Origin of the sequence: Actinoplanes sp. NPDC048791 (genome assembly GCF_040650095.1) — a bacterium.
Lineage (GTDB): Bacteria > Actinomycetota > Actinomycetes > Mycobacteriales > Micromonosporaceae > Actinoplanes.
On the sequence record NZ_JBEZGQ010000157.1, the window covers coordinates 1 to 12231 of the forward strand.

Consider the following 12231-nt stretch of genomic DNA (forward strand, 5'->3'; position numbering starts at 1 on the left):
GGCCCGCGGCTCGTCGTGGTTCTCGATGAACCGGATCAGCCGGTCCTGGAAGTCGCGGCCGGCACCGAGGTGCTTGCGCACGGAGTCGGCGTCCTCGTGCACCAGCCGGTCATACAACCGTTTGTCGTAGCAGAAGTCGAAGCCATGTTGCTGCAGCGTCCACTCCATGTCCCAGTACGCCTCGGCGATGACCACGAACCCTTCGGCGGCGGCCCGGACCCGGCCCAGGACCTCGGGCCAGAACTCGGCGTCCGGCGCCCGGCCCGCCCACCGGCCCCAGGTACGGGCGAAGATCTCGTTGGTCAGCAGCATCGCCATGTCGCAGCGCACTCCGTCGCACTGCGCGGCGATGGCCGTCAGCGTGTCGGCGGTGGCCCGGCGCAGGCCGGGGGCGAAGGCGTTCAACTGGGCGACGTCCGGCCAGGCCGGGAAGTACGGATCCCGGCCGTGGGCGATCACCCGGTCGCCGGCGGCGAACCAGCCACCCGGGTCGCCCGCCAGGTCGTGCGCCGTGCCGTTGACGAACCATTCCGGATGGTCGGTGAGCCACTCGTGGTCCGGCGCCACATGGTTCGGCACGTAGTCCAGCACCAGCCGCAGCCCGCGCCCGCGCAGGTGGGCCCGGGCCACCGCGAGGCCGGTCCGGCCACCCAGCCGCTCGTCCACCTCGTAGCGGCGGACACAGTACGGCGAACCGACCACGTCCTCGACCGCGAGATCGGGCAGCGCCGCCCGGAAGTCACGGCGCAGTCCCTCGTCCGCCTCGGCGATCGCCAGCCCGGCCGGGCTGCGCTGCCAGACGCCCATCAGCCAGACCGCGTCCAGGCCGGCCGCGGCGACCTGGTCCCAGACCTCGCAGGGAACATCGCGCAGCGTGACCGGACGGCCGAAGCGCTCGGTGAGCCCCGCCAGCCAGGGCCAGGTGTCGATCTCGTAGACCGCCGGTGCGGCCGGCCAGCCGGTCATCCCTGCTCCCCCTGTCCGGCCCGGCGGAACACGCCCGCCATTCCATGATCCAGCAGGTCCTGCCCGGCCAGCCCGGCGAACACCGTGGGGAAGACCGCCATCAGCCCGGTCCAGCCGGTCTGGTGGCTCGCGCCGAGTCCGGCACCGTTGTCACCGTGGAAGTACTCGGAGAACAGGATCAGGTCGCGCCAGTGTTCGGTGGCGAAGATGTGCTGGCCGCCGTAGCAGGGGCGCCGGCCCTGCGCGTCCGGCAGGAAGATCCGGGTCAGCCGGTCGGAGATGTCGCGGGCCGCCTCGAACAGCGTCATCCGCACGCCGGAGCCGGTCGGGTACTCGACGGTGAAGTCGTCACCATAGGCGACGTACAGGTTGAGCAGGGCCCGGATCAGCAGGACGTTGAAGGGGAACCACACCGGGCCACGCCAGTTGGAGTTGCCGCCGAACATCCCGCTGTCCGACTCCGCGGGCTGATACCGGACGGCGAACACCTGGTCGCCGGCCCGGAACTCGAACGGCTGCCCGGCGTGGTGCCGGGAGAGCGAGCGGATCCCGTACGGGCTGAGAAACTCCTGCTCGTCGAACACGCGCGTCAGGATGCGCCGCAGCTGCGACTCGTCGAAGAGCGCCAGCAGCCGGTTGCCGTCCCGGTCCGGCGTGCGCCCGTGGGTGAGCGCCGACGTCACGCCGGCGTGGCGGGCCAGGAATTCCTGCGCCTCGCTGATCAGCTGCGGATGACGCTCGACCACCCGGCGGTCGTAGACGGTGGCGGCGAGCGGTAGCAGACCGACGATCGAGCGCACCCGCAACCGTTCGGCCTTGCCGTCGGGCAGCCGCAACAGGTCGTAGAAGAAGCCGTCGTCCTCGTCCCACATCGCCGCCTCACCGGTGCTGTTGACCGCCACCGAGATCCACGCGAAGTGCTCGAAGTAGGTCTGTGCCTGCTCCAGGTAGACCGGGTCGTCGACGGCCAGCTCGAGCGCGATCTGCAGCATGTTCTGGCAGTACAAGGCCATCCACGCGGTGCCGTCGGCCTGGTCGAGGTGGCCGCCGGTGGGCAGCGGGGCGCTGCGGTCGAAGACCCCGATGTTGTCCAGGCCGAGGAACCCGCCCTGGAACACGTTGCGGCCGTCGACGTCCTTGCGGTTGACCCACCAGGTGAAGTTCTTGCCGAGCTGGTGGAACATCCGCTCCAGCCACGGACGGTCGCCGTGGCCCGTACGCGCCTTCTCCAGCTCGTGGACCAGATGGATCGCCCAGGCGTGCACCGGCGGATTGACGTCACCGAAGTTCCACTCGTACGCCGGGATCTGGCCGTTGGGATGCAGATAGCGGCGGCTGAGCAGCAGCTCGAGCTGGCCCTTGGCGAACTCGACGTCGACCAGGCAGCCGGCGACCGCCTGGAAGGCCAGGTCCCAGGCCGCGAACCAGGGGTACTCCCAGGTGTCCGGCATCGAGATGATGTCCGACGCGGCCAGGTGGAACCATTCGCCGTTGCGGATCCCGCCGGGGTCGAGCGGGTCGAGGCCATGCTCGGTCAGCCAGCGGTCGACGTCGTAGCCGAAGTACTGTTTGCTCCACAGCATTCCGGCCATGGCCTGGCGGACGACCTGCTGTTCCGGCTCGCTCAGCCGCGCTCCGAACAGGTCGGTATAGAACGTGTCGGCCTCGCCGCGGCGCGCCTCGATGATCGCGTCGAACGCCTCCGCCGAAGCATGGTCCGGGGCGCCGGGCTGATCGGTCAGCCGCACCCGCACCGTCGCCGATCCGCCGGGCGGCAGGTCGAGCACACAGTCCCAGGCGACCTTCGTGCCGGTCCGGCCGGGATTCACCGCGCCGGCCTCACCCTGTACGACGTACCGGTCGATGCCGTTCTTGACGTACGGCGTCGGGTTCTGCCCGCCGAAGAGGCGCGCGTTGTCGGTCTCGTTCTCGGTGAACAGCAGCTCGTCATCGCCCAGGCACACCAGCCACCGCCGGCCGAGCCGGTGGTGCACCGCCTCCACCGTACGGACCCCGGCCGGCGCATCGATCTGCCGCAGCTCGGGGCGGAACTCCGCCGGTGCCGCCTGCCAGGTGTTGCGGAACCACAGGGTCGGCAGCAGGCGCAGGGTGGCCGGCTCGGGCCCGCGATTGTGCACGGTGATCCGCAGCAGGATGTCCTCCGGGGACGCCTTGGCGTACTCGGCGATCACGTCGAAGTACCGGTCCTCCGCGAAGATGCCGGTGTCGAGCAGCTCGTACTCCAGGGCGCCACGGTCCCGCGAGCGGTTGACGGTGAGCAGGTCGTCGTACGGGAACGGCAGCTGCGGGTACTTGTAGACCATCCGGTGGTAGGAGTGGGTCGGCGTGCCGTCGACGTAGAAGTAGTACTCCTTGACGTCCTCGCCGTGGTTGCCCTCGGCGTTGGTCAGGCCGAAGTACCGTTCCTTCAGAATCGGGTCCCGGCCGTTCCACATCGCCAGGGCCAGGCAGAGCGACTGCTGGTCGTCGCTGAACCCGGCGATGCCGTCCTCACCCCACCGGTACGCCCGGGACCGCGCCTGGTCGTGGGGGAAGTAGTTCCACGCGTCGCCGCCCGGGCTGTAGTCCTCGCGGACCGTGCCCCACTGCCGGTCGCTGAGATAAGGTCCCCAGCGCCGCCATGGGCCGGCGTCTGTGAGGCGCCGTTGCTCGGCGCCCGTGCCATCGGTGTCGGGCATGGGCTCAGCGTCGGTGCGCGCCCCGGCGGGCACGTCATCCCGTCCGGATGAGTCGGTGGGGTGGCCGGCTCCGGACCCGTCCGGCGAACGTGCGCCTGCGGCCGGGATCTCCTGCGGCGGCCCGGATTTCATCCGGTACGGATGAGGAACTCGCCGGGCGTTCCGGCACAGGCTGGGCGCCATGGCGATGGGCCCGTTGGAACTGGTCGTGCTGTCCTTCCCCGCGGAACGATTCAGCGACGGGGCCCGGGCCGCGCTCCGGCACCTCCCGACCGAAGGCGAGATGACGGTGGTCGACGTGGTGGTGGTACGCACCGATGTGGCCGGGCGGGCCCGCGCGGTCGAACTGAGCGAGGTACCGGGTCTGCGCAGCCTGACCGGGCTGACCGGTGGCCTGATCACCCAGGTCGACGTCGCGGAGGTCGCGGAACTCGTCCGCGACGGAACCCAGGCGCTGGCGGTGCTGCTCGAGCACCGGTGGCTCCACGACCTGTACTCGCCCCTGGCCGTCTCCCAGGGCCGCATCGTCGCCCTGACCCATATCTCCGGCGCCCCCGTCGCGGCCGGGTCCTGATCGGACGACCTGCGCGACCTCGGCGCCGCCCTGGGCGCCTCATCCGCCCGGCATGACGCGGGCGGGTCACGCCGGCCGGAGGCTGACGGCATGACGAACGACTATCCGCTCATCGCCGACCACGGACTGATCGGCGACATGCAGACGTCCGCGCTGGTCAGCACCGACGGATGCGTCGACTGGTTCTGCGCACCCCGGTTCGACTCGCCGAGCATCTTCGGCTGCCTGCTGGACGCGGAGCGCGGCGGACACTTCCGGATCCGGCCCACCGCCCGCGTGGTGACCAGCAAGCAGCTCTACCTGCCGGAAACCGCCGTGCTGATCACCCGCTTCCTCACGGATGCGGGCGTCGGCGAGATCATCGACTTCATGCCGGTCCCCGAGAGCACGGTGGCCACGGACAACCACCGCCTGATCCGGGTGGTGCGCTGCGTCCGCGGTGAGATGACCTTCACCGTGGACATCGCGCCCCGCTTCGACTACGGGCGCGAGGCGTTCCGTACCCGCATCGGCGAGGACGGCGTCGTCTTCGAGGGCCCGCGGACCGCGATCTCGGTCTGCCTGATCAGCGAGCCGGACGACGAGCGGCTCGCCCGTACGTGGGTCGACGACGCCGGCGACGCGCACGCCGAGTTGCGGCTCGCCGCCGGGCAGATGCGTGGCCTGTACCTGGAGACCGGGCAGCCCGGCCCGATCCGCCGGGTGCCGGTGGACGAGGTGTGGCGGCTGTTCCACGACACCGTCCGGTTCTGGACGACGTGGGTGAACCGCTCCACCTACACCGGGCGCTGGCGCGAGACGCTGCACCGCTCCGCCATCACGCTCAAGCTCATGACGTACGCCCCGACAGGCGCACTGGTGGCCGCCCCGACCGCCGCTCTGCCCGAGCAGATCGGCGGGGAGCGCAACTGGGACTACCGCTACACGTGGGTCCGGGACGCGTCGTTCTCGGTCTACTCACTGCTCGGCCTGGGCTTCACCGACGAGGCGGCGGCGCTGGGCCGATGGCTGCGGGACCGGGTGGACGAGGGCAGCGGCAAGAACGGCAGCGGCCCGCTGAACATCATGTACCGGGTGGACGGCAGCAGCGACCTGAGTGAGGAGATCCTGCCGCACTGGTCCGGCTACCGCGGTTCAGCGCCGGTCCGCATCGGCAACGGCGCCGCCGGCCAGTTGCAGCTGGACATCTACGGCGAGGCCCTGGACAGCATCTGGTTCGCCGATCAGCACGGTCTGGCCATCGGTCACCAGGGCTGGGAGAAGATCTGCGACCTGCTCGACTGGGTGACCGTGAACTGGGACCAGCCCGAGGAGGGCATCTGGGAGACCCGCGGCGGCCGGCAGGATTTCACGTACGGGCGGCTGATGAGCTGGCTGGCGCTGGACCGGGGCATCCGCCTGGCCGCGGAGCGCGGGCGACCGGGCAGCGTGGAACGCTGGCGGGTCGAGCGGGACGCCGCCTACCACCAGATCATGACGCGCGGCTGGAGCCCGGAGCGCGGCGCGTTCCGCCAGCATTACGGCACCGAGGTGCTCGACTCGGCGCTGTTGCGCATGCCCACGGTGGGCTTCATCGCTCCGAGCGACCCGATGTGGATCTCCACCCTCGCGGCCATGGACGCCGAGCTCGTGACCGACAGCCTGGTCTACCGTTACGACCCGGCCGCGTCCCCGGACGGTCTGCAAGGCAGCGAGGGCACCTTCTCCCTGTGCACCTTCGCCTACGTGTCCGCGCTGGCCCGGGCCGGGCAGCTCGACAAGGCGCAGGTGACGTTCCAGAAGATGCTGACCTACGCCAACCACCTGGGTCTCTACTCCGAGGAGATCGGGCTCACCGGTGAACAGCTGGGCAACTTCCCGCAGGCGTTCACGCACCTGGCGCTCATCGACGCCGGCATCGCACTGAACACCGAACTCGACCGCCGCCCGGGCCGCCGCTGAGCGGAATCCTCATCTCCCGGGATGAGCTCCCGCATCAGCCGGGCCGGCGTGCGGCATGGTCCTCGACGGACGGCTGAGCCGGCAGTTCGACGCAGCAGGCCCCGGGACGCGGGGCCAGGCGTGGCTCGGCGACCTCGTCCAGGCCCGCGAGTATCCCGGTGATCATGCGCAGGTTGAGATCGCAGATCAGGGCGGTGTGCCGGGACGCCAGCGCGTGGAACGGACAGTTGTGCAGCCGCATGATCCCGGCCTGGAGGTGGGGCTCGAAGCCCAGGCCGCCGAGCGCGTCGAAGATGCTCGCCCCGCGCAGCCGCACGCCCAGGTCGCGCCCGCGCCCGTACGCGACCTCGGCCGGGCTCCGCTCGCCGCTCGCGGCCTCGGCCAGGATGTCGGCGATCAGTTCGTACTGCCGCTGCGGGATCGTCACGGCCAGGCCGTCACCGACGGGTTCGTACACCTTCGGGGCCCGGCCGCGACCGCGGGGCTGACCGGCCGGGGCTTCGTACCGCGCGGTGAGCAGGCCGGCGTCCACGAGCTTGTCGAGATGGAACGCCGCCAGGCTGCGGGACATGACGGTGGCCTCGGCCGCCTCTTCCCGTCCGACCGGGTGGTCCTGCCGGCGGACGTAGTCGTACAGCGCGCGGCGGGAGACGTCGACCAGGGTTGCCACGGCGGTCCAGCGGTCGGTCACCCCGCCAGATTATCACCAACCACCGCTATTGAAATTGCCCGGCGGGCGGTCCAGGATGGCATTAACACCAACCAGCGCTAGTGAAAATCAGAGGACCTCCGATGACCGTCACCGCAGCACGGATCACCCCTCGCCGGACCGCGGGCAACTCCACCGAGGCCGCTCGGGCGGCCGCGGAGTTCCTGACCGCTCTGGGCCTGGACCTGAGCGCTCCGGGGCTGGCGCAGACACCGGCGCGGATGGCCCGCGCGTACGCCGAGCTGCTGACCCCGCGCGCCTTCGAGCTCACCACCTTCGACAACGACGAGGGCTACGACGAGCTGGTCCTGGCCCGCTCGATCCCGATCAGATCGGTGTGCGAGCACCACCTGCTGCCGTTCATCGGGGTGGCCCACGTCGGATACCTGCCCGGCGACCGCATCCTCGGGCTGTCGAAGCTGGCCCGCGTGGTGGAGCTCTTCGCCCACGGCGCCCAGGTGCAGGAACGGCTCACCAAGCAGATCGCCGACTGGCTGCACCACCACCTGCGAGCCCGGGGCGTCGGCGTGGTGATCGAGGCCGAGCACCTCTGCATGAGCCTGCGGGGCGTCCAGGCCACCGGCGCCCGCACCGTCACGTCCACTCTGCTGGGCACACTGCGCGACGACGGCCGGTCCCGCGCCGAGTTCTTCGCCCTGGCCGGCCTCGGCAGCCACTGAACCACCGGACCCGGAAGGAGCAACCATGGCCGACCGTACCTTCGTCATCGTCGGCGCCGGACTCGCCGGCGCCACCGCGGCCGAGACCCTGCGCACCGAGGGATTCACCGGCCGGGTCGTCCTGCTCGGCAGCGAACCGGAGCGTCCCTACGAACGGCCCCCGCTGTCCAAGGGCCTGCTGCTCGGCACCACCGCACGCGACGACGTCCACGTGCACGACGCGAGCTGGTACCCGGAGCACGACGTGGAACTGCGGACCGGCTGCACCGTGACCGCGATCGACCGGACCACCCGGCGGGTACGGCTGGCCGGCCACGAGGAGCTGGGCTACGACAAACTGCTGCTCGCCACCGGCGCCGTGCCACGCGGGCTGCCCGTGCCGGGCACAGAACTCGACGGCGTGCTGCGCCTGCGTACCCTGGCCGACTCGGCCCGGATCGCCGCGGCCGTGGCCGAGGGCACCCGGCTGGTCGTGATCGGCGCCGGCTGGATCGGCCTGGAGGTGGCCGCCGCCGCCCGTGCGCGGGGCGCCGCCGTGACCATCGTGGAGACCGCCGACCTGCCGTTGCAACGGGTTCTGGGTGATCGGCTCGCCGCTGTCTTCGCCGAGCTGCACCGCCGGCACGGCGTCGTCTTCCATTTCGGTGCCCGCACCCGTGAGCTGCGCGGCACCGGCCGGGTGTCCCAGGTGGTCCTCGACGACGGGACCGTCCTCGACGCCGACGTCGTGCTGATCGCCGTCGGTGCGGCGCCGGAGACCGGGCTGGCCGAGCGGGCGGGACTACGGGTCGACAACGGCATCCTGGTCGACCGGCGGCTGCGTACCGATGACCCGGACATCTTCGCCGCCGGTGATGTGGCGTCCGTCGAGCATCCGCTGCTCGGCGCCCGGGTCCGGGTGGAGCACTGGTCCAACGCCCGGGATTCCGGGCCGGCGGCCGCCCGGGCCATGCTGGGCCAGGACGTCAGCTACGACCGCATCCCCTACTTCTTCACCGATCAGTACGACCTCGGCATGGAGTACGCGGGCTGGATTCCGCCCGGCACGCACACCGAGCTGGTGATCCGCGGCGACCTCGACCGGCACGAGTTCGTGGCGTTCTGGACGGTCGGTGACCGCGTCGCCGCGGGCATGAACGTCAACGTCTGGGACGTCAACGACGCGATCCAGGACCTGGTCCGGGCCGGGCTGGCGGGCGCCACCGTGGACCGGGCCGCCCTGGCCGACCCCGCCGCGCCGATCCCGGCCGGGTAGCCAGGAGGGCCGGCCGATCAGGCGGGCCGGCCGATCAGGCGGGCCGGGGCGATCAGGCGGGCCGGGCGATCAGGAGGTTTGGCGCGCGGCGTGGGTCTCGACGAGTCCGTCGACGCCGCGCAGGAAGGTCTCGCAGATCAGGACCGGGTCGAAGAGGCAGCCGGCCGCCATGGCCCCGTCACGGAGCATGACGAAGTGCTGCGCGGCCGGCTCGGCCGAGTCCTGCTGGATGCGCGCCATCAGGGTGTTGATCGTGTCGAGGAACCATTCCCGGTGGGCGAGGACCGTCCGGTGCACCGGATGCTCCGGGTCGGGATACTCCGCGACCGCGTTCAGGAAGGCGCAGCCGCGAAAGCCCGGGGACCGGATGCCCTCGGCGATCGACGCCGCGACGGCCCGGACGGCGTCCCCCGGCGACAGGCCGGCGGCCAGCACCGCTTCCACCTGGCCGCGGATGGCCTGGTCGGCCCCCTGCAGGTAGGCGACGACAAGGTCGTCCTTGCCCGGGAAGTGCCGGTAGAAGGTGGCCCGGGTCACCTGCGCCTCGGTGATGATCCGGTCGACGCCGACGGCGTGGATGCCCTCGGCGTAGAAGATTCTCGCCGCCGTGCTGAGCAGCCGCAACCGCGCCTCGGACGGCCGGCTGACGGTTTCGGTACGCGCCATCGGCCCATCGTAGCGACAGAACGTTCGGTCTTGACAACTCGACGACTCGCCGCCCATCATCGGCGGAGACAGAACGTTCGTTCTCTCTGCGGGCCCATCCCGGCCGGAAGCTCCGAAAGGACCACCATGACCACCCTTGCCGCCCCCGGCATCTCCACGACGGCGGCCGCCCTGCGGCGGCTGTACTTCGTCCGCTTCGCGTTCGCCGTGGTCTGGGCCCTCGTGATGTTCACGACCGCCGACCATCTCGGTCCCCTCGCGGTCACCCTGCTGGTGCTCTACCCGCTGTTCGACGTGGCCGCCGCCGTCGTCGACCTGCGCGCCTCGCGCGCCACCGGATCGCCCAACCTGCTGTTCGTGAACATCGCGGTCAGCCTGCTCACCGCGATCGGCCTGGCCGTCGCCGCCACCTCCGGCATCCCGGCGGTCCTGCGCGTGTGGGGCGCCTGGGCGGTCGTGGCCGGTCTGATCCAGCTGGTCGTGGGGGTCACCCGCCGCCGGATGGGCGGCCAGTGGCCGATGATCATCAGCGGTGGCATCTCCGTCCTGGCCGGTGGGGCGTTCATCACCGGCGCCTCCGCCGACAACCCGACGCTGACCAACGCGATCGGTTACGCCATCCCCGGCGCCGTCTTCTTCCTCATCTCGGCCCTCCGGCTCGGCCGCGCGACGAAGGGCAACTGACATGACGAACACCACGTACGACGTCATCGTCATCGGGGCCGGACCGGTCGGAGAGAACGTGGCCGACCGGGTCGTGCAGGGCGGCCTGACCGCGGCCGTCGTGGAGCGGGAACTGGTCGGCGGCGAGTGCTCCTACTGGGCGTGCATGCCGACGAAGGCGCTGCTGCGCAGCTCGGCCGCGCTCCGGGCGGCCCGGCAGGTGCCCGGCGCCCGCGAGGCGGTGACCGGTGGGCTGGACGTGGCCGCCGTGTTGCGCCGGCGGGACTCCTTCGCCTCGAACTGGGCGGACGACGGACAGGTTTCGTGGCTCGGCTCGGCCGGCATCGCGTTGCACCGCGGCCAGGGCCGGATCAGCTCGGAGCGGGTCGTCGAGGTGACCGGGCCGGACGGTGCCACGACGACGCTCACCGCCCGGCACGCGGTTGTCGTCGCGACCGGCAGCAGCGCCCTCGTCCCGGACATCACCGGTCTGCGGGAGGCTGCACCCTGGACGAGCCGGGAGGCCGCCGCGGCGAAGGCGGTTCCGGCTCGGCTCGCCGTCATCGGTGGCGGCGTGGTGGCGTCGGAGATGGCGACCGCCTTCGCGAGCCTCGGCTCCACCGTGACGGTGCTGGCCCGCGATGGTGTGCTGCCGCAGGCCGAGCCGTTCGCCGGTGAGCTGGTCACGACGTCGTTGCGGGACGCCGGCGTGTCGGTGCGCCCCGGCGCCGAGGCCGCGTCGGTGACCCGCGACAGCGACGGCACGGTACGGCTGACTCTCACCGACGGCGAGCAGGTCGAGGCCGACGAGCTGCTGGTCGCGGTCGGCCGTACGCCGAACACGCTCGACATCGGACTGGACCGGATCGGCCTCAAGCCCGGCACCTGGCTCACGGTCGACGACACGCTGCGGGTCCTCGGCGCGGACGGGACACCGGCCGGCGACGGCTGGCTGTACGCCGCCGGGGACGTCAACCACCGCGCGCTGCTGACCCACCAGGGCAAGTACCAGGCGCGCGCCGCGGGCGACGTCATCGTGGCGCGCGCGAAGGGCGAACCGGTCCAGGACGGCCCGTGGGGACGGCACGTGGCCACGGCCGACGAACGTGCGGTGCCGCAGGTGGTCTTCACCGACCCGGAGGTCGCGTCGGTGGGGCTGACCGCTGTCGCTGCCGAAGCCGCCGGACTGCGGATCCGCGTCGTCGACTACGACCTGGCCGCCGTCGCCGGCTCCGCCCTGCACGCCGACGGATACACCGGGCACGCCCGGCTGGTCGTCGACGAGGACCGGCAGGTGATCGCCGGCTGCACGCTCGCCGGGCCGGACGTCGCCGAGCTGCTGCACGCCGCGACGATCGCGGTCGTCGGCGAGGTCCCGCTGGACCGGCTGTGGCACGCCGTTCCCGCGTACCCGACGGTCAGTGAGGTCTGGTTGCGCCTGCTGGAGGCGTACGGCCGGAGCTACCAGGCGACGACGCCCTGAGTGCTCGGCTGGATGGTGCCGAGCTTCAGCGACTTCATGGTGAGGAGGCTGCGGCTGGGATCGGGGAAGTTCTCCTGGGTCATCACCACGCCCCGCTTCGACGAGGTGAGACTGCCGCGCAGCGTGTTGCCGGTCGGGCAGTCCGAGTCGTCCCGGTCGCAGGCCTCCCACTTGATCCCCTGGAACGCACCGGTGCCCGGCCGGAGCAGGATGACGGCGGACTCCCCCGGCTCGTCGACGGCGGCAGTCGGCAGCTGCACCCGTTCGTCGGCGGCGTTGTAGAGGCTGACGAACACGCGGCCGTCGACCCGGCAGGCGGTGTCGGAGTTGTTGGCGAGCGTGACGAGCCCGCGCTGGGGTCCCACCGCGGTCGGGTCGTCGCTCTGCGCGGTGACCGCGATCTCCAGGTCGCCGTCGCTGCACCGGGCGGCCTGCGGCGTCTTGCGCAGGGTCGGCGCCACCTGCGGTTCGTCGGCGGGGCCGGCACCGCCGTCAGCACGGCGAGAGGCCGGACCGGTGGCCGGCGCCGGGCCCGTACTGGGTGAGGCGTCGTTGCTGGACGGCGTGCTCTCGCTCGGCACGGGCAGAGTCCCCG

Annotated in this window: 11 protein-coding genes; 6 read left to right on the forward strand and 5 right to left on the reverse strand. The window is 71.6% G+C overall.

The features are described from left to right. A partial coding sequence (locus tag AB0C29_RS14605; protein WP_360820234.1) for an alpha-amylase occupies window positions 1-966 on the reverse strand: 966 nt, incomplete at its 3' end. Next, a complete protein-coding gene (locus AB0C29_RS14610; protein WP_360820237.1) occupies window positions 963-3665 on the reverse strand; it encodes an MGH1-like glycoside hydrolase domain-containing protein in 2703 nt (900 codons plus the stop codon). The genes AB0C29_RS14610 and AB0C29_RS14605, both read right to left, overlap by 4 nt. A gap of 181 nt (window positions 3666-3846) precedes the next feature. Here AB0C29_RS14610 and AB0C29_RS14615 point away from each other — a divergent pair, with 181 nt between their 5' ends. Together AB0C29_RS14615 and AB0C29_RS14620 are read left to right on the forward strand one after the other, a co-directional pair. Next, entirely contained in the window at window positions 3847-4239 is a 393-nt protein-coding gene (locus AB0C29_RS14615) for a DUF6325 family protein (protein ID WP_360820238.1), read from the forward strand. Between the two features lie 90 nt (window positions 4240-4329). Then, entirely contained in the window at window positions 4330-6180 is a 1851-nt protein-coding gene (locus tag AB0C29_RS14620) for a glycoside hydrolase family 15 protein (protein WP_360820240.1), read from the forward strand. 34 nt (window positions 6181-6214) lie between these two features. On the opposite strand, the gene AB0C29_RS14625 is transcribed toward AB0C29_RS14620, so the two are convergent. Next, on the reverse strand, window positions 6215-6871 hold the full coding sequence (locus AB0C29_RS14625; RefSeq protein ID WP_360820243.1) for a hypothetical protein: 657 nt from the start codon (window positions 6869-6871) through the stop codon (window positions 6215-6217). A gap of 101 nt (window positions 6872-6972) precedes the next feature. Here AB0C29_RS14625 and folE point away from each other — a divergent pair, with 101 nt between their 5' ends. Both folE and AB0C29_RS14635 read left to right on the forward strand, forming a co-directional pair. Further along, complete coding sequence (gene folE, locus AB0C29_RS14630) at window positions 6973-7569, forward strand: GTP cyclohydrolase I FolE (RefSeq protein WP_360820245.1); 597 nt, start codon at window positions 6973-6975, stop codon at window positions 7567-7569. 25 nt (window positions 7570-7594) lie between these two features. Continuing rightward, window positions 7595-8824, forward strand: coding sequence for an FAD-dependent oxidoreductase (locus AB0C29_RS14635; protein ID WP_360820248.1), 1230 nt, complete (start codon window positions 7595-7597; stop codon window positions 8822-8824). A 69-nt stretch (window positions 8825-8893) separates the two neighbouring features. Here AB0C29_RS14635 and AB0C29_RS14640 read toward each other — a convergent pair whose 3' ends face one another. Beyond that, entirely contained in the window at window positions 8894-9490 is a 597-nt protein-coding gene (locus AB0C29_RS14640) for a TetR/AcrR family transcriptional regulator (RefSeq protein WP_360820251.1), read from the reverse strand. Window positions 9491-9616: 126 nt separating this feature from the next. Here AB0C29_RS14640 and AB0C29_RS14645 point away from each other — a divergent pair, with 126 nt between their 5' ends. Both AB0C29_RS14645 and AB0C29_RS14650 read left to right on the forward strand, forming a co-directional pair. Further along, window positions 9617-10174 (forward strand): hypothetical protein, encoded by a 558-nt coding sequence (locus AB0C29_RS14645; RefSeq protein WP_360820254.1) that lies wholly within the window; start codon window positions 9617-9619, stop codon window positions 10172-10174. A 1-nt stretch (window position 10175) separates the two neighbouring features. Then, window positions 10176-11636: an NAD(P)/FAD-dependent oxidoreductase gene (locus AB0C29_RS14650; protein WP_360820257.1), complete on the forward strand. Its 1461-nt coding sequence runs from the start codon at window positions 10176-10178 to the stop codon at window positions 11634-11636. Here the strand turns inward: AB0C29_RS14650 and AB0C29_RS14655 are convergent. Beyond that, on the reverse strand, window positions 11615-12231 hold a 617-nt coding region (locus AB0C29_RS14655; RefSeq protein ID WP_360820260.1), incomplete at its 5' end, for a DUF4232 domain-containing protein. The two genes, AB0C29_RS14650 and AB0C29_RS14655, sit on opposite strands and share 22 nt — an antisense overlap.